Below are 22,116 nucleotides of genomic sequence, written 5' to 3'. Positions count from 1 at the left end.
TAAGCATGAACGTGCGCACTCCTGACCCGAATCCCGGCTGGCTGTCCGATGAGGACCTCTTCGAAGCCCGGGGTCGGCTTCCCATGGTTTACGTGGAAGCCGTACCCGTCCGCCTTGATCCCCTCGGGTTCGTGAACGAAGTTGGCACGCTGCTGCAGGCCGACGAGGACGGCACCATGGTCCGTTCCCTCGTGTCCGGCCGCGTCCTCTACCGCGAGACCATCCGCGCAGCCCTGCTCCGCCACATGGAGAAGGACCTCGGCCCGCTGGCGTTCCCGCAGCTGCCCATCAGCCCGGTGCCGTTCACCGTGGCCGAATACTTCCCGGCGCCATCCCACACGGGCTTCACGGACGACCGCCAGCATGCCGTTTCGCTGGCCTACATCATCCCGGTCACGGGCGAATGCGAACCCCGCCAGGACGCCCTCGAGCTCACGTGGATGACCCCTGAAGAGGTCCTGAGCCCTGACGTACAGCTGGAATTCAGCGGCGGCCGCGGCGCGCTCGTCCGGCAGGCGCTCGCGTTCGCGGGCGTCGGCAGCTAAGTTCCCCGGGCTTCAGCGGGGACGCTCGAAGGAACCCGGGCGTCCCCGATTTTCGGCAGGCTCCTTTGTAGACTGTAGGGCGGACCGCAAGAGAACTTAAGGACTCCCGATGACCCACCGCCCAGCCGCCCAGCACTACAGCGAGCTCCAGGCTGGCTCTCTGCAGACCGGCCACCTGCTGCTTCTCCCCGATGGCGAACGGTCCGCCGAAATCCAGAGCGTGCTCGTTGAGGAAGACGATTTCGGCACCCCGGCCGTGGTCCTGGCAACGCTCACCGGCGGCGGGATCCTGCGCATCGCGGCCGGGTCCACGGTCCTCGTGGCGGGCGCCACAACTGTTTCCGAAGAGTCCGACGACGCCGCCCTGCAGCTCGTTGAGCCGCCCACCGCAGGGGCAGACTCTGCCGGGGGGGACACCGCCCCGGCGGCTCCCGCCGTCGTCGTACCTCCGCAACCGGCCACGACCCCTGCCGCAGCCGCCATCGCGGCCGGCCCAAGCGAGGAAGAGCTGGCCCTCATCCCGGCGCCTTCGGGAACGCCCGAGTCGGTGGTGGAGGCGGCCGCGGCCGCCCATCCGGACGCGCTGGGCGTGATGTTGCTGAGCGACCGCCTGGCCAAGGGCATCAACACCAAATCCGGAAGCTGCCTCAAGGACCTCAACGACCTCGCCCACGAACTTTTCGTCGTCCTCAGGGATACCGAGAGCGCCCTGGCCGTCGCGGACCTTCTCAACGTCCTGCCCTTCGATGGCAACCCGGGCCGGTGGACGTCGGTTGAGGCGGCGCTCTCCCTGTCCAGCTACATCTGCCGGCAGACCGGGCAGGAGGACCGTGCCGACGTGTACGAAAAACTCCTCCGGGCCCCCGAAGCGATGGAAACGGACCCGTTCAAAGCCCGGATGAACGCCAAGGTCCGCCAGCGCTCGCTGAATGAACCCAACCTGTATGACAAGGAAATCTTCCGGGCCATCGACAACTCGAACCCGGACGCCGAACGCGAATGGCGGCTGCTGCGGCTTGAGGCCCTGATGTTCCTGCGGGCCCATGGCGGCTCGGAAACGATCGGGATCAAGGAGCTGGACCGCCGGATCGGCAACGAACTGGAGTCCGTACGCGCCTGAGGGCTGTGCCCCACCCGTTAGGCCCTACCCCGGGGGCGCCGGGAGTTGTAGATTCACCCCATGACGAACAATCTGAGCGTTGTGATTAATTCCGATGCGCAGCAGGTTTGGACGATGCTGCGTGAACCGGCCAAGGTGGCCCAGTGGCACGGCTGGGAGGCCGACGACCTTGCCGCCGAAATCAACGAGATCTACTTCAAGGACACTGTCGTCGAAGGCCCGGACCACACCAGCCTGACCGTGGACGGCGGGGACGAGTTCAACCTGAAACCCGTTCCCACCGGCACCGAAGTCAGCGTGACACGGGCCGCCTTGGATCACAATTCGGAGTGGGCCGCCTGGGACGAGGACATCACCCAAAGCTGGCTGACGTTCCTCCAACAGCTCCGCTTCGCACTGGAACACCACCCGCACAGTAAACGCCGCACGGCATTTTTTTCTGTTCCGGGCGGGGACGGCTCGGCGATCGACAAGCTCGGCCTGGCGGATCTCCCCAAGCGGGGTGAGCCGTACTCGCTGACGCTGCCGACCGGTGAGGAGATCTCCGGCAAGGTCTGGTACCGGACCAACCACCAGGTGGGGCTCACCGTGCACAGCTACGCTGAACACGGCGACGGCCTGCTAGTCGTGGCGGACCAGCCGCCCATTGCCGAAGTAAGGCCCGACGGCGGTTCCATGGTGATCGTGTCCACTTACGATCTGGGGGCCCACCGGCTGGAGGAAATCCGCACCAGCTGGGACAACTGGCGGGCTGAGAACTATCCCACATCGGACCCCGTGCACTGACCGCCGGCTAAGTTTCCGGGAGCCAAGCTGGCACACTTGAACCGTGCCAGCCAATACTGAACCCTCACTCTCGCCTCTCGAGCCGGGTGCCCCAGCCCTGCAGTCCGAGTTTTCCTTTACCGTGGGCAAGCGGCTGAGCGAAACGTGTTCGCCGACGCCGGAGCAGATGGCCGCCAACGGCGGTGGGTTCCTGGGCCGGACCGGCACCATCAGCACTCCGCACGGCGACATCCAGACGCCGGCGTTCATCGCCGTGGGCACCAAGGCCACGGTGAAGTCCGTGTTGCCCGAGTCGATTGCCGAACTGGGTGCGCAGGCCGTGCTGGCCAACGCCTACCACCTGTACCTCCAGCCGGGGGCGGACATCCTGGACGAGGCCGGCGGGCTGGGCGCCTTCATGAACTGGTCCGGGCCCACGTTCACGGACTCCGGCGGGTTCCAGGTGATGAGCCTGGGCTCCGGCTTCAAGAAGGTCATCGACATGAAATCGGTGGACACTTCCGGCCCTGACGATGCCGTCGCTCCGGGCAAGGAACGCCTGGCCCACGTGGATGAGGAAGGGGTGTGGTTCAAGAGCCACCTCAACGGCGACCGGCACCGCTTCAGCCCCGAGATCTCCATGAACGTCCAGCACCAGATCGGTGCGGACATCATGTTCGCCTTCGACGAGCTGACCACGCTGCAGAACTCCCGCGGCTACCAGGAGGAGTCGCTGGAACGCACCCGCCGCTGGGCCGAACGCTGCATCACCGAACACTTCCGGCTGACGTCCGAGCGCACGGGCAAGCCATACCAGGCGCTGTTCGGCGTGATCCAGGGCGCCCAGTACGAGGACCTGCGCCGCAAGGCCTGCCGGGACCTCGGCGCCATGAACTTCGACGGCTTCGGAATCGGCGGGGCGCTGGAGAAGGAGAACCTGGGCACGATCGTGCGCTGGTGCAACGAGGAACTGCCGGAGAACAAACCTCGGCACCTGCTGGGCATCTCCGAGCCGGACGACATCTTCACCGCCATCGAGAACGGCGCGGACACCTTCGACTGCGTCTCCCCCACCCGGGTGGCCCGCAATTCGGCGTTCTACCATCCCGAGGGACGGTTCAACCTCTCCGGGGCCAAGTACAAGCGCGACTTCGGCCCGCTGCAGGAAGGCTGCGACTGCTACGCCTGCCTGAACTATTCGCGGGCCTACATCCACCACCTGTTCAAGGCCAAGGAGATGGTCTCGGCCACGTTGATCTCCATCCACAACGAACGCTTCGTGGTGAAAATGGTGGACGACGCCCGGCTCGCCATCGAGGCCGGCAACTTCTTCGACTTCAAGGCGGAGACCCTGCGGCGCTACTACTCGTAGGGTTGGGCGGGCGCGCCGTCGTCGAATTCGCCGGAAACGTGCGACGTCGCCGGAAGGCTACGGCGATCTCGCAGCGTTCCGGCGACCCGGCGCTTTCCACATAACGACGGCGGCGCCTCCCGGAAGATCCAGCGGCACCGGATGCTAATCCCATGCCTTCTCACATCACCCCCGCGCTCCCGGCGACGGGCAACCTCTGGCGCACGGACCAGCTCGTCGACCTCGGCTTTGGCTCGCGGTCCATCAAGTCCCTGTTGGACTCGGGTTCCCTCGTCCGGCTGCGCTACGGCTGCTATCTCCGCGCCAGCATTTGGAACTCCCAGTCCCCTCGGGTTCGGAGCCGGCAGTTGATCTACGCGCATGCGCACGGAACACGCACGACGTCGGCAGGTGCCTTTGTCTACAGCCACACCTCCGCCGCACGCCTGCACCGCCTCTACCTCTGGAACGTGGATGACGTAGTCCATCTTCTGCAGCGCGTGCGCCCGTCGAGTGAGCGCCATGGCAAGGATGTGCGGTGCCACACGCGCCCCTTTTCCGACCACGAGGTGACATTGGTGGGCGGCCTGCGGAGCACTTCGCTGGAGAGGACGGCTGCGGATTGCGCCATGCTGCTGAACTATCGGCAGGCACTCATCGTAATGGACCACGCGCTGCGCCTTGGTGCGGACCGGTCATTGCTGCAGGAGATGGCGGATTCGTTGGACGGGCGCCGAGGTATCCGGACCTTCCGTCGAGTACTGGCCATCGCCGACGCCCGCTCTGAATCCCCCGGCGAGACGTTGACCCGGGAGCTGATCCTCCGACTCAACATCAGGCCGCCCGAGCCCCAGGTTGAGGTCACGAGCCGGGCCGGGAGGCACCGCCTGGACTTTGCTTGGAAGAAGGAGAAGGTCGCCCTCGAGTTCGACGGCAGGCTCAAGTACTTCGACTTCCAACCCACCGATGAGGTGCTCTTCCAGGAACGCCTTCGCGAAAAGGCATTGACGGAGGAGGGATGGTTCTTCGTCCGGATCGAGTGGAAGGACCTCTTCCGCGAGCAGGAATTCAAGAACCGTGTGCTCCAGGCGCTGGCCGGCCGCCCACGGGTGTCCTGAACCGCGGACTTCTTTCCGAGTTCGCCGGAACGGTGCGAACTCGCCGCAAACTTACGGCGAACTCGCACGTTTCCGGCGACTTCGGCGGGCAGGGAGGGAGGGAGCCGGGCCCTACGCCCCGTAGCTGGGTTCGCGCTTCTTGATCCAGCCGATGGCCAACGCCGTCACGGGCACGAAGAGGAACTCCACCAGGGTCTTGTAAAGGAAGCCCACCAGCACGTAGTTCACGAACATGCCCAGGTCCGTGATGCCGATGACCGACGCCGCGATGCTGCAGAAGATCAGCGTGTCCACGAACTCACCGGCCACCGACGAGCTCATGATCCGCGCCCAGAGCGACTTTTCGCCGGTGCGGGCCTTCATCTTCACCAGAATCCAGGAGTTGATGGTCTGCCCGGCCAGGAATGCCAGCAGCGACGCGAGCACTATCTGCGGAACCGGCCCCAGCGCCCCTTCGAGCGCGGCCTGCTTGGAGGCTCCGAACTCGTCGTCGAAGCCGGGCAGCGCAATGATCACCCAGTAGCAGAGGGAGGCGAACACGGACAGGGCAAACGTGGTGATGATGGCCTTCCGCGCCACCTTGAACCCGTAGACCTCGCTGATGACATCGCCCAGGATGTAGGCCAGCGGGAACAGGAAGAAGCCGCCGTCCGTGATGATCGGACCGATCGCCACGCCCTTTGATGCCCCGATGTTGGACAGGATCAGCACCACCGCCATGACGGCCAGCAGGATGCCGAAATAGGGGGAACCGATCGAAGCGAATTTCGGCGCCGCGGAGGCCGGGAAAGTCTTGGCGGAAGTCATGGGTGGTCCATTCGGAGTGGTTCGCTCGGCTGCACGTCAAGCCGCGGTGATGAACCGCAGCGGCGGCCGGCTGTATTAGCACTGGGAGGGCTCCCGCGAAGTGCTTCCGCCGGAACCGTCTACCATTCTCGCACCATTGCGCCCCGGCGGGCGGAACAACGACGGCGGACAGCCTGGCCGCGCCCGAAGTACGCGTTCATATTGGTCATCCGCACAATGCGGGCTGTTCGGGGGCGGTGGCAGTATGGGTGGATGACTTCTGTTGCTGTTGACACGTATCCCGCCGTCGCCCTGACCATTGCCGGTTCCGAGGCGACGGGCGGTGCCGGTGCACAGGCTGACCTCAAGACGTTCCAGGAACTGGGTGTCTTTGGCATCGCCAACCTGACCTGCATCGTCTCCTTCAACCCGAACGACAACTGGAACCACCGTTTTGTCCCGGTAGACCAGCAGGTCATCGCGGATCAGCTGGAGGCGACGACGGCGGCCTACGGTGCCGCTTCCGGCGCGCCGTCCGTGCTGGATACCGTGAAGATCGGCATGCTGGGCAGCCCGGCCACCATTTCGACCGTGGCGTCCGCGCTGGCCGCCGGAGGTTTCGCGAACGTGGTGCTGGACCCGGTGCTGATCTGCAAGGGCCAGGAGCCGGGCCACGCGCTCGACACGGATCAGGCGCTGAAGGCCCAGATCCTGCCGTTGGCCACTTTTGTCACGCCCAACCATTTCGAGGCGGAGTCGCTGTCCGGCCTGGAAATCACCGACGTCGAGTCGTTGAAGGCTGCGGCCGTCCGCATCCATGAGCTGAGCGGCGCGGCAGTGCTTGCCAAGGGCGGCGTGCGCCTGGCCGGGCCCGACGCCGTCGACGTCTACTACGACGGCGACACCCTGGAAATCCTCTCCGCGCCCAAGGTGGGCGAAGTGGCCGTGTCCGGTGCCGGGTGTTCCCTCGCTGCCGCGGTGACGGCCGAACTGGCCAAGGGTGCGACCCCGCTCGAGGCTGCCCGCACCGCGAAGGAGTTTGTGACTGCCGGAATCCGTAACCGCGTGGCCTCAGGCGCTCCGTTCGACGCCCTGTGGCAGGGTGGCCCGCGCTAGCTCTCCCCCACCCCTCAGGACGCTCTCTCACTGTTCGCGCGAAAACACCTCACGCTCTCTCACTTTCCTCAAGAAAGTGAGAGAGCGTTCCGTTCCGAGCGGCAGGATCTGAGAGAGCGTTCCGTTCCGAGCGGCAGGATCTGAGAGAGCGTCCGATCAGGAGCGGGGGTCGGCTACTATTCCCATGAAGAGCGGCAGCCCGGTTTCCACGTGCACGATCTGATAGTGGAACGGCCGGTCGAAGGTGATGGTCCGTTCCGGCTGCGGCGGCGCGCTGGTGACAGCGCCGTTAATCTGGGTGACAGCCGCGGCGACCGTGCCCTTTTCCGCGACCGTGATGTTGGCGGCCTGGGCAGCCTGGGTGATCATCATCTTGGGCTGGATATTGTTGAAGTCCTCGGTGGTGTTGAGGGTTTTCCGGAGCCCCAGGGCTTCGAAGACTTTCCTCAGGTCGAAGCTGCACTTGTGGTCCCAGCGCGGCAACTGGATCTGCACGGTCTCCAGCGGTGCGCTGTCCAACGTGTCCGCGATGTCGGTGAGTACTGCCGCACGGAATGCGGCGTCCGCGCCGGCCTCCGGAAGAACCAACCGCATAACAAAGCCGTCAGCATAAGGGAGGTCCACGCCCTGCCATCCGGGCCCTTCCGCGTACTTCATCTCCAGCTCGTTGTGCATTGCGGCGGCTTCGATTTCCTCGCCGGCGGCCGTGGTGAAGGGCAGGTCCGACGTGTCATTCGGATCGAACGGCGCCCTCCAGGCGGACGCGAAGTACAGGGAATTGAGCAGGCTGAAGGTATTGTCCGGGTCGTATTTCGCCGGGGCCTTCTTGATCCGGCCGCCGGTGTTCCTGTTGACCCAGGCATCAATGGCGGGCTTAGTTGCACCCTCATTCTTGAAGTCGACGGGGTACACCCCGGTTCCGTAGTGCCGGGCCAGTGTGTCCAGGAAGGGCTTGCCCGTGGGGACGCCCTTGTCCACAAAGAGGCCGTTGGCGGCGTGCATCACGGGTTTCCGCGGCGGGTTGTCCTCGTCCACCGTGCCCGGGTCGCCGTCGAACTTCTCCAGTGAGGTGAGCAGCGCGTTCATGGCCTCGTCGCGGTGCTCCGTGGGGAGTTTCAGGACAGCGTCCATCTCCGCAGCCGTCTCGCCCGAAGCACCGGCGCGGAGCATGGCCAAAGCAACCAGCAGGCTCCCTGGCGAGGACACCACGTTCCCTTGCGAGCCGTCGCCGCCGTCGGCGAGCAGGGCCTCGCCGAGCCCGAAAGCGGATGTCCGGAAGGAGCGCAGGTCAGCGGCGTACGCCGCGCCGTCCACTGAAACCCGCTGCACGCCGTCGGCCTTCAGGATCTCCGGAGACGACGCCGAACATGCCGTGAGCGCCACCAGGGCACCTGCCGTCGCGAGCCGGGCCACGCGGAAAGTCTTCATGTTTCCCCCTTGGAAATGCCTTGCCGGCACTCGGCGGGAATCCGCCTGTCCCCTTCAGTCAACCAGCCTGCCCGCTGCAGAACGATGCCCGTAGGGTCACGGTTTGCCGTCGTTTTGGTCTCGTCTCCGGACGCTCTCCCACGTCCTGCAACATTTCGGGCAACGCTCTCCCACATACAAGCGGGCGTATCCTCGTGACTTGTCGGAGGAGCACCAATTGGCCCAGCATTTCAACACCATTGACGAGTACATCGCGTCCTTCCCTACCGAGGTTCAGGGCATCCTCCGGGAAGTGCGACGCAGGTGCCACACGGCAGTCCCGGATTCCGGCGAGATGATCAGCTACGGCATTCCAACCATCACTCTGGACGGCAAGTACGTGGTGTATTTCGCGGGGTGGGCACACCACCTTTCGGTATATCCCGTGCCGGCCGGGGACGCGGGCTTCAAAGCCGAAATCGCCCCGTACCGGTCAGCCAAGGGGACGCTGAAATTTCCGCTCGGCAAGCCGGTGCCGTACGAGCTCATCGAAAAAACAGCGGCGCTGCTTGCCGCGGAGCGCCGCGGGCAGTAGCGGCCGGCTGTCGCCGCCGTCGGAAGCGTAAGCCGCACGGAGGCGTACGACGGCGGCCGGCAGCGCCGCCGTCGTTCCGTCGTTCCGTCGTTCCGTCGTACGCCCTTCCGTCCTTCCCTCCTTCCGTCCCGGAAGCTACCGCCGCGGGATGTTGCGCAGGTTGCTCCTGGCCATGCTCACGGCCTCGCCGGCGCCGCGATTCAGGACCACCTTGGACATGGCGGTAGCGAAGCCCAGCACCTGCGAGCCCGTGATTTTAGGCGGGATGGACAGCGCCTTCGGATCCGTGATGAGCTCCACCAGCGACGGCCCCGGGTGGGCGAAAGCCTCCCGGTAAGCGTCCTCGATCCGGGCAGGATCCGTGACGCGGACCGCGTGGAAGCCGAGCGCGCGGGCAACGGCCGCGTAATCGGCGTCGGGCACGTCCACGCCGAAATCAGGCAGCCCGTCCACCAGCATCTCCAGCTTGACCATGCCCAGCGTCGAGTTGTTGAAAACCACCACCTTCACCGGAAGCCGGTGCGCCGCAACGGTGATGAGTTCGCCCAGCAGCATGGACAGCCCGCCGTCGCCTGATACGGAAATGACCTGGCGGCCGGGATAGGCCAGCTGGGCGCCGATTGCGTGCGGCAAGGCATTGGCCATGGAGCCGTGCAGATAGGAGCCTATGAGCCGGCGGGTACCCAGCGGATTGATGTAGCGCGCAGTCCAGACGTTGCACATGCCGGTATCCGCAGTGAAAACGGCATCCTCCGCCGCAACCTGGTCCAGCAGGGAGGCGGCGTACTCAGGGTGGATCGGTTGCTTCTTTTCCACCCTGCGTGTGTAGGCGCCCACAGCCTTGTTCATGAGCCGGTCATGCTTCTTGAGCATCTGGTCAAGGAAGCGGCGGCTCTTCTTCGGTGTGATCAGCGGCTTCAAGGCTGCGAGGGTGGGCAGCACGTCGCCATGGACGGCGATGTCGACGTCGGTCCGCCTCCCCAGCTTGTGCGCGGCGCGGTCCACCTGGGCCGTGCGGGTGCCGGGGAGGAACTGATCGTACGGAAAATCCGTGCCGAGCAGGATCAGCAGGTCGGCGTCCTCGATGCCCTCGGCCGCGGCGCCGTAGCCGAGCAGCCCGGTCATGCCGATGTCGTACGGGTTGTCGTACTGCATGAAGTCCTTGCCCCGCAGCGAGTGGCCGATCGGGGCGCCGATCACTTCGGCGAGTGCCACCACCTCGTCGTGGGCACCCTGCGTTCCCGCGCCGGCGAAAATGGCCACTTTGTTCGCAGCGTTGATGGCGTCAGCCAGCTCCCGGACACTCGCAGCGTCCGGAGTCAGCGTGGCGCGCCGGAACGTTGCGGGCAACGGTGTTTCGCCGGTGGCCTCCAGGCCGGCGATGTCGCCGGGAAGGGTAACAACCGCGACTCCCCCGAGCCCGACGGCGTGCTGGATGGCGCTGTGCATGACCCGCGGCGCCTGCTCCGCCGTGCTGATCAGCTCCGAGTACACCGAACACTCGTTGAAGAGCCGGTCGGGATGGGTTTCCTGGAAGAATCCGCTGCCGATCTGCTTGCTCGGAATGTGCGAGGCTATGGCCAGGACGGGCGCACCCGAGCGGTTGGCGTCGTACAGCCCATTGATCAGGTGCAGGTTGCCGGGGCCGCAGGATCCCGCGCAGACTGCAAGTTTGCCGGTCAACTGGGCTTCGGCCGCGGCGGCGAAGGCGGCTGCCTCTTCGTGACGGACGTGGATCCAGTCGATGCCGCCCTGCTGTGAGCCGCCGGTTTTCCGGACCGCATCGACAATCGGGTTGAGGCTGTCGCCCACGATCCCGTAAATTCGCTGCACTCCGGCAGCCTGGAGTTGTTCAACGAGCTGGGTGGCGAGTTCCTTGGCCATGAGTGCACACTCCCGCGATCGGGTTTGATGAGCTGACAGGGCCAATATAGTCCGCCCACCTTGGGGCCGTGCCCAGGTTTGGGGCGAGAACGACGACGGCGGCCCGCCGCCCTGGGGACCGGAAGGTCACCGCTGAGCCAGCCAGCCGCCGTCGTGCTCTTACCGCCGTCTTGCTACCGCCGTCGTAGTCTTACCGGGATCAGACGTTCAGGAGGTCCTTGTCCTTGTCGTCGTCCTTGCGGGTCTGCGACCAGGCGTGGCCCTGTTCGTGATCGAGATGGGTGGACTTCTTGTTCTTCAGCGCGAAGATGTAGACCACCAGCGAGATGGCAATGGCCACCGTGACGTAGGTGAAGAACAGATCCACCCGCTCGGCCTTCTGGAACGCGGCGCCGATCAGGGGGACGGTGCCGCCGAAGAGCGAGTTGGCGATCGCGTAGCCCAGCCCGACGCCGAGTGCGCGGATGGATGCGGGGAACAGCTCCGCCTTCACCAGGGCGTTGATGGAGGTGTAGCCGCCAACGATGAGCAGGCCGCCCATCATGAGCAGGAACGCTGTGAACGGGTCCTTGGTGTTGGACAGCGTGGAGAGCAGCGGCCAGGTGAAGAGGACACCGGTGATGCCGAACCAGAGCAGCAGCGGCTTGCGGCCCACCTTGTCCGAGATGATGCCGTAGACCGGCTGCAGCAGCATGAAGATGAACAATGCCCAGAAGTTGATCACCGAGGTGTCCGTCTTGGCAATGCCTGACGTATCGTTCATGAACTTCAGGATGAAGTTGGTGTACGTGTAGAACGCCACTGTGCCGCCGAGCGTGACGCCGATGCAGATCAGCAGCGGCTTCCAGTACTGCGTGAAGAGCAGCTTCATGGTGCCCGGCTGTGCCACGCCCGCAACAGCCGGGATCTTGGCAGCTTCGACCTGCTCCGCCGATACGGTTTCCTCCATCGAGCGCCGCAGCCACAGGACCACCAGCGCGGCCACGCCGCCGATGGCAAAGGGAATGCGCCAGCCCCACTCGGTCAGGTCGCCCTTGGGCATGACGTTCTGCAGGATGACCAGGACCAGCAGGGCCATCATCTGGCCGCCGATCAGGGTGACGTACTGGAAGCTGGAGAAGAAGCCGCGGCGCTTGGACGTGGCGGCCTCGGACATGTAGGTGGCGCTGGTGCCGTATTCGCCGCCCACGGAGAATCCCTGGATCAGGCGGATGAGGATCAGCAGCACGAGTGCCCAGACGCCGACCTGCTGCGTTGTGGGCAGGAGCGCGATCGCGAAGGAGCCCGCGGACATCAGCGTGACGCTGAGCGTCAGCGCGGCCTTGCGGCCCTTGCGGTCGGCGTAACGGCCGAAGAACCAGGCGCCAATGGGGCGCATCAGGAACGACGTCGAGAACACCGCCATCGCTTCCAGGCCGGCCTGCAGCTCGTCCTTGGAGTTGAAGAAGTGGGACTGGAAGTAGGCGGCAAAGACTGTGTAGACGTAGAGGTCGTACCACTCCACCAGGTTGCCGGCCGAGCCTTTGAGGATGTTGCTCACGGCACGGCGGGTCTGGGCTGACTCACTCTGGATTTCGGCTTGCTGGGTGCTCATCGCTGAACCTCGCTTGACTGTGCTCCCGGGAACCGTTCCGGGCATATTCCTGTGCTGTCCATGGCAACATTGCTCATGGTTCCTCCTCGACATTGACGGTCCTCCGAAAGCCGAGGACCCATCCACGCTATGGGTGATCCACCCCACTACCTACGCGAAACGGGAATTCCTAACACTTCCTTAGGTTTCGCCGGGACAAGGGATAATCTCCACAGCGGGCAGATCGAAGATGCCCCGTCAACGAACAGGACCAGGCAATGGATGTGCTCATCGTCGAGGACGACGACGCCATGGCGTCCGCCCTCGACGCAGCAGTGGTTTCCGCCGGACACACGGCTTCCCGGGTTGCCCGCGGGGCTGACGCGCTCCTTGAACACCGCCGGTTCGAGGTCATCCTGCTGGACCTGGGGCTTCCGGACATGGACGGCCTCGACGTGCTGCGGAAGCTCCGCCAGGTCACACCGGTCCCGATCCTGATCCTCACCGCCCGCGACGACGAGCGAAGCGTGGTCCTTGGCCTGCGGTCCGGAGCCGATGACTACCTCGTCAAACCGGTGAAACTGGTCGAGCTGCTGGCCCGCATCGAGGCGGTGACGCGGCGTTCAGGCCGTGCGAAGGACAGCCGGCAGCAGAGCATCGTGCTGGGGGAACTCGAGGTGGACCTCGAACGGCGCGTGGCCGCCGTCGGTCCCAAGGTCCTGCCCCTGACGGCCACCGAATTCGACCTCCTCGCCCTTCTGGCCAAGCATGCAGGTTCGGTGGTCACCCGGGAACAGATCCTGGACGCCCTGTGGGGCGACGCCTTCGTGGCGTCGTCGCGGTCCCTTGACGTGCATCTGACCGGTCTCCGGGCCAAGCTCCAGCTTCCCGGTTTCATCATCAATGTACGCGGCGTGGGCTACCGGGTCGAGGCGGATCCGGCGTGAAGCTGCGTGTCCTCGGAATCCTGAGTGTGCTGTCCGTCCTCATCGTCATCTTCGCCTCCACCGCAATCCTGACCTCCGCCAGCCGGGAACTCACCCAGGAACTCCAGATCAACAGGGCGGCTGCCCTCAACAGGCTTGCGCAAGTGGCGTTCGACGCCGCGACCGACGGGGAATCCACGCAGCTGCAGGCGGAAATGGACCGATACTCGGAACTCTACGGTGAGGGGGTGCTGATCGGCCTCCAGCAGGGAACCCTTCGCTCGGGCGGGCTGAGCGAGGACAGGGCGGACGTTCGCGACGCCGTTGCCCGGGCAAAGCTGAACCTGAACGACACCACCCTCAGTCCGCTCCAGCCGTTCGGAACGGGTTCCGAGGTGATTTCGCGTTCCTTCGGCAGCGCAAGCCAGGTCCTAGGCGAGGCGGTCCTGGAGGTCAATTTGGATGCGGCCCGGCAGAAACTGCGGGAACGGTGGCTCCTCGTCGGACTGGCGGCGGCCGCTCTCGCTGCGGTGCTCCTCCTCGGTGCCGCCCGGGTGACTGGCTGGGTGCTGCGTCCTGTGCACCGCCTGAATGCCGCGGTAACGGAGCTTGAGGCGACAGGCCGGACCGGCCAGCTTCCGGAGGACGGACCGCCGGAACTGCGGGAACTGAGCCGTTCCTTCACCAGAATGGCCCGGACCGTCAGCGCCAGCATCGACTCCCAGCGCCAGCTCATTGCCGACACGTCGCATCAGCTACGGAATCCTGTCGGCGCCCTGCGTCTGAGGTTCGACCTGCTGCAGCTTGAACTGCAAACCGCCCGGGAACACCAGGCTGCGGCTGGAGTCCTTGCGGAGCTGGAACGTGTGGAAGAAATCCTGGACGGCGTTTTGAGGCTCGCGACCGCCGAGCACAGGGCCTTCGAAGACGCCGCCGGAGGACCGTTGGGGACCCCTTCCCGCGGGCGCCCGGCCGTCATCGACCCGTACCCGGTCCTGCAGGAGGAAACCGAACGGGCGGGACCCGCGGCGCGGCACGGCAGCTCAAAAATCCTGCTGGCGCATCCGCCGGACCCGGCGGTGCACATTGCCTGCAATGCCGCCGAGCTCGCCCAGATGGTGGGGGAACTGATCAACAACGCCATCAAATACGCACCCGGCGCCCGGATATCCGTGGCAGTCCGCGCACGTCCGGATACGGTCACCGTGGAAGTCGCCGACGACGGCCCCGGGCTTTCCGCTGAGGAACGGGCTGCTGCCACCAGCCGGTTTTGGCGCTCCCCGCAGGCCCGGGAGATCCGCGGCAACGGTCTGGGCATGACCATTGTGGACAAACTGGCGGGAGCCAACGGAGGCCGCCTGCTGCTGGCGGAAGCCTCGCCGCACGGCCTGATCGCGCGCATCGAGTTTCCGCATGCCGCAGCTTCCCACGGACCGGAGGCCCGTTCATGAACGGCATGTCTGGCCTGGCAGCAGCCCTTCCGCCGAGGAGGGCCGTCCTCAATGCAGGCCTGGCCGCCGGGCTGGCCGGGCTGCTTATCCCGGCCCTCAACGCATGCACCACCGAGGACCGGCCTGGCACCGTGACGGTTGCGGGAGGTGAACCGGGCGGCTTCTATCTTGAATTCGCAGCGCTGCTGGCGGAGTCCCTCCAGCGCCATGGCGTGGCCGCCAGTGCATCAGCGCTGACAACCGGCGGCAGCCTGGACAACCTGGAGCAGCTTCTGACCGGGCAGGCCACGCTCGCTGTCGCACTGGCAGATGCCGCGGCTCAAACCAGCGAGGCGCGCGGCACGTCGAACGTTGGAATCACGGCCCTCGGAAGAGTGTACGAAAACTACGTCCACTGCGTGGTCCGGAAGGCCAGCGGCATCCGCGACCTCACGGAACTGGCCGGCCGGACCGTGGCTGTCGGTGAGCCGGGTTCCGGGACATCACTCACCACTCCGCGCCTGATTGCGGCTGCCGGGCTGGCTTCCGTGGCCGTGGGCGAGTCCCCCGCCGCCGGCGTCGAAAAAACGGTCACCGTGATGAACCTCGGACTCAACGCGGGGCTTGCGGCCCTGCAGAACGGGTCAGTGGATGCGTTGTTCTGGTCCGGTGGTGTGCCGACAGCCGCCATTGCCGCCACCAACAATCAGATCGGGCTCGGGTTCCTGGACCTTTCCCCGCTGCTTCCGAAGCTGCGGACCAGGTACGGAGCGTTCTACGACCGCGTGCTGATCCCGGAAGGCGCCTACGAAGGCATTCCGGCTGTCTGGGCGGTGGGTGTGGCCAATCTGCTCCTGTGCCGCAGTGACCTGCATGAGCGGACCGTGACGAGGACGGTCGAACTGCTGGTGGGTCATGCGGAGGAGCTGATCCCCCGCTCCAGTTTGGGAGTCCAGTTCCTGAGCCCGGAATCGCTGATCAACACGGCCGGACTGCCCTTGCACCCGGCAGCCGCTGCCGCCTACCGGAAACTGCACGGTTAAGCGAAACGCTCTCTCACGTTCCGCACCGAAAACCCGGACGCTCTTTCACTTTACGCACCGAAAACCCGGCCCCTCTCTCACTTTCCCCAGGAAAGTGAGAGAGGGTTCGGGGAAACAGCGCAGGAAGTGAGAGAGCGTTTGTTCAGCTGCCTGAGTGTGCCTGCAGGAAGCTGTACACCTCGGTCTCGTCCACGCCGGGAAAAGCGCCGGGCGGCATGGCGGCCAGCAGGTGCGAGTGGGCACGCGCCGACGGCCAGGCATTGCCCGCCCATTCGGAGGTCAGCGAAGCCGGCGGCCGGCGGCAGCAGTTCTCATCCGGGCACGTGGACTTGGACCGCTCCGTGGTCTCACGTCCGCGGAACCACTTCACCTGGGCGTACGGCACCCCGACGGAGAGCGAAAACTCGCCGGTGGCGGAGCGTTCGGTGCGGGCGGTGCACCAGTAGGTCCCCGACGGCGTGTCCGTGTACTGGCTGTAGGCACTGAACTTGTCCGGGACGTCGAACACCACCCGCGACGTCCAGTTCTTGCACGACGGCTGGCCCTCAATGGCGCCGGTGTGATCCTGCGGGAACGTCACGCCGTCGTTCTCGTAGGCCTTGTAGATGATGCCGCTCTTGTGGGTTTTCTGGAAGTGGGTGCGGATGTCCAGGTGCTGGGTGGCCAGGTTGGTGAAGCGGTGCGCCGCGGTCTCGTAGGACACGGCGAAGGCGTCCCGGATGTCCTCCACGGCGATTTCCTTGGCCTGCTTGGCCTGCTGCAGGAACTCCACGGTGGCCTGCTCCGGCAGCATCAGCGCCGCGGCGAAGTAGTTCGTGGCCACGCGCTGCATCAGGAAATCCCCGTAGTTGGACGGCGTCTGGTGGCCCAGGACGTAGTGTCCCAAGGCCTGCAGCAGCACCGAGCGGGGGTCATGATCGGTGCGCTGGTTCTGCGTGAGATAAATTCGACGGTTCTTAAGATCCGTCACGGAACGGGTCGAATGCGGCAGATCGCCCACGTGGTGGAGGCTGAAACCGAGGTGCCCGGCGATATCAGCAATGACGTGGTGGGACAGCGGACCGCTGGTGTGGCCCACGGACGCCAGGACCTTCTGCGCCTCGGCCTCGTACTCCGGGAAGTAGTTGTTCCGTTCCCGCATCATGGCCCGCAGTTCACCGTTGGCGCGGCGTGCCTCTTCCGGCGTCGCCACCTGTTCGTTGAGCCTGCGCTCCAGCTCATGCTGCAGGCCCACCATGGACTCCAGCACATCCATGGGAAGCCGCGAGCTGATGCGGATTTTCGGCAGGTTCAGGGACCCGTAGAGGGGGCTGCGCTGGTACCGTTCCAGCTCGATCTCCAAAGCCGCCCTGCGGTTGGGCGGTTCCGCCCCGAGCAACTGGTCGATGCTGACACCCAGGGCAACTGCCAGCTGCTGCAGCAGCCCGAGCTTGGGCTCGCGCTTCCCGTTCTCGATCAGGCTGAGCTGGCTCGGCGCGGTGCCGACGGCGGCGCTCAGGTCATCGAGGGTCATCGCCGCCGCTTTGCGCAGGTGGCGGACACGGCGGCCAAGGCTGATGACGTCCAGTTCAGGGGTGGCAGGGGACGACGGCGGGGTGACGGCTTTGCGGTTCCAGCTCGTAGGCGACATTTATTGAGCATACGCGAAGAAGTGCGTTTCTTTCCATGGTTTTCCTCTAGTAACCCTCTTGAAAGTGCAGAAAAGTAGATCTCACGGAAAGAAACACCGCACCGGTCCAGCCGGTCCCCCACTGCAAAGGCGCAGGACGGGACCGGCCCGGACAACCCGGAGCACAAACAAGGAGACAAAGATGACTGCAGCATTTGAGCCCACCCAGCAGACGCCCGAGCAGCAGGCCGCCGCACTGGAGCTCGAGTGGGCCGCCAACCCCCGCTGGGAAGGTGTGACCCGGGACTACAAGGCTTCCGACGTTATCCGCCTCCGCGGCCGCGTCTCCGAAGAACACACCCTGGCTCGCCGCGGTTCCGAGAAGCTCTGGAAGCAGCTCACCGAAGAGCACAAGACCGGCGGCTACACCAACGCCCTCGGCGCCCTCACCGGCAACCAGGCCGTGCAGCAGGTCAAGGCCGGCCTCCGCGCCATCTACCTCTCCGGCTGGCAGGTCGCCGCCGACGCCAACAACTCCGGCCACACCTACCCGGACCAGTCCCTGTACCCGGCCAACTCCGTTCCCACGGTGGTCCGCCGCATCAACAACGCCCTCCTCCGCGCCGACCAGATCGAGTTCTCCGAGGGCATCCAGACGGTCGAGGACTGGATGGTGCCGATCGTCGCCGACGCCGAGGCCGGCTTCGGTGGCCCCCTGAACGCCTACGAGCTCATGAAGTCCATGATCCAGGCCGGCGCCGCAGGCGTTCACTGGGAGGACCAGCTCGCTTCGGAGAAGAAGTGCGGCCACCTCGGCGGCAAGGTGCTCATCCCCACCCAGCAGCACGTCCGCACCCTGAACGCCGCCCGACTGGCCGCCGACGTCGCCGGCACGCCGTCTGTGGTCATCGCCCGCACCGACGCCGAGGCAGCAACCCTGATCACCTCCGACGTCGACCCCCGTGACCAGGAATTCGTCACCGGCGAACGGACCCCGGAAGGCTTCTACAAGGTCCGCAACGGCATCGAACCCTGCATCGCCCGCGCCAAGGCCTATGCCCCGTACTCCGACCTCATCTGGATGGAAACGGGCACCCCGGACCTCGAGCTTGCCAAGAAGTTCGCCGAGGCCGTCAAGGCCGACTTCCCGGACCAGATGCTCTCCTACAACTGCTCGCCGTCGTTCAACTGGCGCAAGCACCTGGACGACGCGACCATCGCGAAGTTCCAGCGTGAACTCGGCGCCATGGGCTTCACGTTCCAGTTCATCACCCTGGCCGGCTTCCACGCCCTGAACTACTCGATGTTCGACCTCGCCCACGGTTACGCCCGTGAAGGCATGAGCGCCTACGTCGAGCTCCAGGAAAAGGAATTCGCCTCCGAGTCCCGCGGCTACACCGCGACCAAGCACCAGCGCGAAGTCGGCACCGGCTACTTCGACGACATCGCAACTGCGCTCAACCCGAACGCATCCACGCTGGCCCTGGTGGGATCCACCGAAGAAGGCCAGTTCCACTAACACTTCCCGTTCGACGGCGGACTGGTCACTTCCGGCCTTCGGACCGGCATCGCTCGGCCTGCTATTCCCCACGTCCCGGTTCGACCTCGCTGAGCGAGGACGGACCGGGACGCAGGGCCCCTTTTACGCAGGCTGCCGCGATACCGGCTCCTTCGGCCTTGTGCCTCGGTTACCGCAGTGCCGCTATACGCCGTCGAACTTCCCTTTCGTCTTTAAGGAGACTGAAATGAACAGCTTCACTGACAACTTCACGATCAATGGCATCACTTTGACCGCGCAGCCTATCTGCCGGCAGGGCGAGGTTCTCACTCCCGATGCTTTGGCTTTTGTGGCCAAATTGCACCGGGCGACGGCGGCGCGGCGCCAGGAGCTGCTGCAGGCCCGCCGGGCCCGCCGGGCGGACATCGCCAAGGGACTCGACCCGCGGTTCCTCCGCGAAACCGAGTCCGTCCGCAACGATCCCAACTGGCGCGTCGCTCCCCCGGCCCCCGGTCTGGAGGACCGCCGCGTCGAAATCACCGGTCCGGTGGACAAGAAGATGACAATCAACGCGCTGAACTCCGGCGCCAAGGTATGGCTGGCCGACATGGAAGACTCCTCCACGCCGTCGTGGCGCAACGTCATCCAGGGCCAGCTCAACCTCACCGATGCACTGGAACGCCGGATCGACTTCACCTCCCCGGAGGGCAAGGACTACAAGCTGCGCCCGGCCGGCGAGCTGCCCACCATCGTGGTCCGTCCGCGCGGCTGGCACCTGCCGGAAAAGCACATGCTGATCGACGGAACCCCGATCGCCGGCGGCATTGTGGACTTCGGCCTGTACTTCTTCCACAACGCCCGCCGCCTGCTGGCCCAGGGCAAGGGCCCGTACTTCTACCTGCCGAAGATCGAAAACCACCTCGAAGCACGTCTCTGGAACGACATCTTCATCTTGGCGCAGGACCTGCTGGGCATCCCGCAGGGCACCATCCGCGCCACCGTGCTGATCGAGACCATCACGGCTTCCTTCGAGATGGAAGAGATCCTCTACGAGCTCCGCGACCACGCGGCAGGCCTGAACGCCGGCCGCTGGGACTACATCTTCTCGATGATCAAGAACTTCCGCACCCGCGGCCCCCGTTTCGTCCTGCCGGACCGCGTTCAGGTGACGATGACGGCCCCCTTCATGCGCGCTTACACCGAACAGCTGGTCCGCGCCTGCCACAAGCGCGGCGCCATGGCGATCGGCGGCATGGCTGCAGCTGTCCCCAACCGCAAGGACGAGGCAGCCAACGCGATCGCGTTCGAGAAGGTCCGCGCGGACAAGACCCGCGAGGCCGGCGACGGCTTTGACGGCTCCTGGGTGGCCCACCCGGACCTGGTGCCGGTGTGCCGCGAAGTGTTCGACGGGGTCCTCGGCGACCGACCGAACCAGCTGGACCGACTCCGCGAGGACGTCATCCCGGACGACCGTGCGCTGCTGGACATTGCCTCCACCACGGGCACCATCACCGAGCAGGGCATCCGGAACAACATCGAGGTGGGCATCCGCTACATCGAGTCCTGGCTGCGCGGCAACGGCGCGGTGGCCATCCACAACCTGATGGAGGACGCCGCAACGGCGGAGATCTCCCGCTCGCAGCTGTGGCAGTGGATCTACTCCCACGCAATCACCGACCACGGCGAAATCATCACCCGCGAGTGGGTGGAGGACCTGCTGGACGAGGAGTTCACCCGGCTGGAACGCTTCGAAGGCGACCGTTTCGCCGACGCCCGGGACATCTTTGAGGAAGTCACCCTGGCCGACGCGTTCCCCACGTTCCTGACCCTGCCGGCCTACGCCCGCTTCCTGCACGAGGCACGGGACCGGTCAGAGGACCCGGTCGAGGACGCTGCGCTCGTGGCCGCATAGGCCCGCGGCAGTCGAGCCGAGATTTCCGTTCGCCGGGCAACCACGCCCTTCGCAACAGGCACCCCCGAAATCCGGGGCGGCGGCCCGGCAACGGAAGCACCATTAAGCGCGAACGGACAGTTGAGGCCCTTTTTGAGGGCCTCAACTGTCCGTTCGCGCTTCTGCGTGGGACTTAAGTGTCCGTTCGCGCCCGGCGGGGGGTGGGGGAGGACGACGACGGCGGGACCCGTCAACGGGTCCTCGGCACCTTCCGCACGGAGAGGGTGGTGCCCAGGAAGAATGCCGCCACCGAAGCGAGGATCAGCAGCAGCGGGTTGGTCCATGATCCGGACAACCCGTGGACGTAGCCGAGGAGTGTCGGCGCAGTGGCGCCAACCGAGTAGCCCACCCCCTGCACGACGGCGGACATCCGGCCGGCGGACGCCTGGTCGCGGGCCAGTTTGATGATGGCAATGAAGATGACCGTGATGCCGCCGCCCTGCGCCGCGCCGCCCAGGGAGGACCAGAGCCACCACAGTTCCGGGGCCAGCAGCAGGCCAAGGGGAACGGTCAGCCACATAACGCCCAAGGTGACCGCCACCGCCGTCGTACTGGCAAACCTGGCCACCATGGGCACGCCGAGGCCGCCCACAATGGCGAGGATCTGGAAGAGCGAGGACCCGGCACCGGCGGCGGAGGGCGCCATGCCCAGTTCGTCGATCAGGAAGGTCGGCAGCCACGCCGTGACGCCGTAGTAGGAGAAAGCCTGCCCGGCAAAGCCTGCCGTGAGCCCCACAGTGATCCAGCGCGACGCCGGCCTGCCGCCGGCCGGACGGGGATTGGAGTCCTCGACGGCGGCCGGCACGAAGGCCTGCCTGCCGGCTGCCATCACCCAGAAGACGATAGCGGCCACGGCGAACAGCCCGCTGGCCGCCAGCGAAAGCCGCCAGCCGGCAAACTCGGCCAGCGGCGCGGTGACCACCGAGGTCAGGAAGGATCCGATGTTCAGGGCCGCGGTGTAGATGCCCATGGCAGTCCCCTGGCGCCGCGGCGAGAAGTCACGCCGGATGATCAGCGGCACGGCGATGTTGCCGATCGTGATGGCCAGGCCGATGATCGCGGTGCCGAACAGCACCAGGACACCGTTGCCCGCGGAGCGGACTATGACGCCGGCGAGCACGCCCAGGAGGGTGAGCATGATGGCGAACTCAGCACCGAATTTCCTGCCCGCGAACGACGCGAGGGGCGCCGCCAGGGAAAAGCACAGCACCGGAATACCGGTAAGCAGCCCCAGTTCCACCGGCGAGAACCCAAGGTCCTGCTGCATCGGGCCCACCACGGGGGCGACAGCGACAAACGGGCCGCGCATGTTCAGTGCGATGAGTCCGATGCTCGCCAGCAGGATCCAGCCGCGCGGAACCCTGGCGAGGATATTCGCCGTCATGAGGCGGGCTGCGGC

At 65.7% G+C, this 22,116-nt stretch carries 18 protein-coding genes; 12 read left to right on the top strand and 6 right to left on the bottom strand.

Features of this window, described 5'->3' with window-relative positions:
• Positions 1-5: 5 nt before the first annotated feature.
• The 5 genes from AC07YR_RS08145 (at position 6) to AC07YR_RS08125 (ending at position 4,899) form a co-directional block, all read left to right on the top strand.
• Entirely contained in the window at positions 6-545 is a 540-nt protein-coding gene (locus AC07YR_RS08145) for an NUDIX hydrolase family protein (RefSeq protein ID WP_028271117.1), read from the top strand.
• Between the two features lie 109 nt (positions 546-654).
• Complete coding sequence (locus tag AC07YR_RS08140) at positions 655-1,665, top strand: DUF6707 family protein (protein WP_436056625.1); 1,011 nt, start codon at positions 655-657, stop codon at positions 1,663-1,665.
• A 60-nt stretch (positions 1,666-1,725) separates the two neighbouring features.
• Entirely contained in the window at positions 1,726-2,451 is a 726-nt protein-coding gene (locus AC07YR_RS08135; RefSeq protein WP_055800919.1) for an SRPBCC family protein, read from the top strand.
• 43 nt (positions 2,452-2,494) lie between these two features.
• Positions 2,495-3,802 carry a tRNA guanosine(34) transglycosylase Tgt gene (tgt, locus tag AC07YR_RS08130; RefSeq protein ID WP_494733655.1) on the top strand — a complete coding sequence of 436 codons (1,308 nt, stop codon included), beginning with the start codon at positions 2,495-2,497 and terminating at the stop codon, positions 3,800-3,802.
• A gap of 152 nt (positions 3,803-3,954) precedes the next feature.
• Positions 3,955-4,899 (top strand): type IV toxin-antitoxin system AbiEi family antitoxin domain-containing protein, encoded by a 945-nt coding sequence (locus AC07YR_RS08125; protein ID WP_494733654.1) that lies wholly within the window; start codon positions 3,955-3,957, stop codon positions 4,897-4,899.
• A gap of 111 nt (positions 4,900-5,010) precedes the next feature.
• Here the strand turns inward: AC07YR_RS08125 and AC07YR_RS08120 are convergent, their stop codons facing one another.
• Positions 5,011-5,706 carry a queuosine precursor transporter gene (locus tag AC07YR_RS08120; protein ID WP_494733653.1) on the bottom strand — a complete coding sequence of 232 codons (696 nt, stop codon included), beginning with the start codon at positions 5,704-5,706 and terminating at the stop codon, positions 5,011-5,013.
• A 252-nt stretch (positions 5,707-5,958) separates the two neighbouring features.
• Between AC07YR_RS08120 and AC07YR_RS08115 the strand changes: the two genes are divergently transcribed.
• Positions 5,959-6,801 (top strand): hydroxymethylpyrimidine/phosphomethylpyrimidine kinase, encoded by an 843-nt coding sequence (locus AC07YR_RS08115; protein WP_494733652.1) that lies wholly within the window; start codon positions 5,959-5,961, stop codon positions 6,799-6,801.
• A gap of 156 nt (positions 6,802-6,957) precedes the next feature.
• Here AC07YR_RS08115 and AC07YR_RS08110 read toward each other — a convergent pair whose 3' ends face one another.
• Positions 6,958-8,229 (bottom strand): serpin family protein, encoded by a 1,272-nt coding sequence (locus AC07YR_RS08110; RefSeq protein WP_436056620.1) that lies wholly within the window; start codon positions 8,227-8,229, stop codon positions 6,958-6,960.
• Positions 8,230-8,446: 217 nt separating this feature from the next.
• Here AC07YR_RS08110 and AC07YR_RS08105 point away from each other — a divergent pair, with 217 nt between their 5' ends.
• Positions 8,447-8,803: an iron chaperone gene (locus AC07YR_RS08105; RefSeq protein ID WP_436056619.1), complete on the top strand. Its 357-nt coding sequence runs from the start codon at positions 8,447-8,449 to the stop codon at positions 8,801-8,803.
• A 135-nt stretch (positions 8,804-8,938) separates the two neighbouring features.
• On the opposite strand, the gene AC07YR_RS08100 is transcribed toward AC07YR_RS08105, so the two are convergent.
• Entirely contained in the window at positions 8,939-10,687 is a 1,749-nt protein-coding gene (locus tag AC07YR_RS08100; RefSeq protein WP_436056618.1) for a pyruvate dehydrogenase, read from the bottom strand.
• Positions 10,688-10,886: 199 nt separating this feature from the next.
• Positions 10,887-12,281, bottom strand: coding sequence for an MFS transporter (locus AC07YR_RS08095; RefSeq protein WP_055802386.1), 1,395 nt, complete (start codon positions 12,279-12,281; stop codon positions 10,887-10,889).
• A 257-nt stretch (positions 12,282-12,538) separates the two neighbouring features.
• Here AC07YR_RS08095 and AC07YR_RS08090 point away from each other — a divergent pair, with 257 nt between their 5' ends.
• The 3 genes from AC07YR_RS08090 to AC07YR_RS08080 are packed head-to-tail and all read left to right on the top strand — an operon-like array spanning position 12,539 to position 15,659.
• Positions 12,539-13,207, top strand: a complete 669-nt coding sequence (locus AC07YR_RS08090) for a response regulator transcription factor (RefSeq protein ID WP_028271128.1) — start codon at positions 12,539-12,541, stop codon at positions 13,205-13,207.
• Positions 13,204-14,637 (top strand): HAMP domain-containing sensor histidine kinase, encoded by a 1,434-nt coding sequence (locus AC07YR_RS08085; protein ID WP_494733651.1) that lies wholly within the window; start codon positions 13,204-13,206, stop codon positions 14,635-14,637. Before AC07YR_RS08090 ends, AC07YR_RS08085 begins: the two co-directional genes overlap by 4 nt.
• Positions 14,634-15,659: a TAXI family TRAP transporter solute-binding subunit gene (locus tag AC07YR_RS08080; protein ID WP_494733650.1), complete on the top strand. Its 1,026-nt coding sequence runs from the start codon at positions 14,634-14,636 to the stop codon at positions 15,657-15,659. Before AC07YR_RS08085 ends, AC07YR_RS08080 begins: the two co-directional genes overlap by 4 nt.
• Positions 15,660-15,801: 142 nt before the next feature.
• Here AC07YR_RS08080 and AC07YR_RS08075 read toward each other — a convergent pair whose 3' ends face one another.
• Positions 15,802-17,289, bottom strand: coding sequence for a helix-turn-helix domain-containing protein (locus tag AC07YR_RS08075; protein ID WP_494733649.1), 1,488 nt, complete (start codon positions 17,287-17,289; stop codon positions 15,802-15,804).
• Between the two features lie 181 nt (positions 17,290-17,470).
• Here AC07YR_RS08075 and aceA point away from each other — a divergent pair, with 181 nt between their 5' ends.
• Positions 17,471-18,787, top strand: a complete 1,317-nt coding sequence (gene aceA, locus AC07YR_RS08070) for an isocitrate lyase (RefSeq protein WP_055800952.1) — start codon at positions 17,471-17,473, stop codon at positions 18,785-18,787.
• A gap of 226 nt (positions 18,788-19,013) precedes the next feature.
• On the top strand, positions 19,014-20,678 hold the full coding sequence (gene aceB, locus AC07YR_RS08065; protein WP_494733648.1) for a malate synthase A: 1,665 nt from the start codon (positions 19,014-19,016) through the stop codon (positions 20,676-20,678).
• A 229-nt stretch (positions 20,679-20,907) separates the two neighbouring features.
• On the opposite strand, the gene AC07YR_RS08060 is transcribed toward aceB, so the two are convergent.
• A complete protein-coding gene (locus AC07YR_RS08060) occupies positions 20,908-22,101 on the bottom strand; it encodes an MFS transporter (protein WP_055800958.1) in 1,194 nt (397 codons plus the stop codon).
• Positions 22,102-22,116 lie beyond the last annotated feature (15 nt).

This window comes from Arthrobacter sp. GW460-12-1-14-TSB2 (genome assembly GCF_059423525.1).
This window is presented reverse-complemented; position numbering and strand designations above follow the sequence as displayed.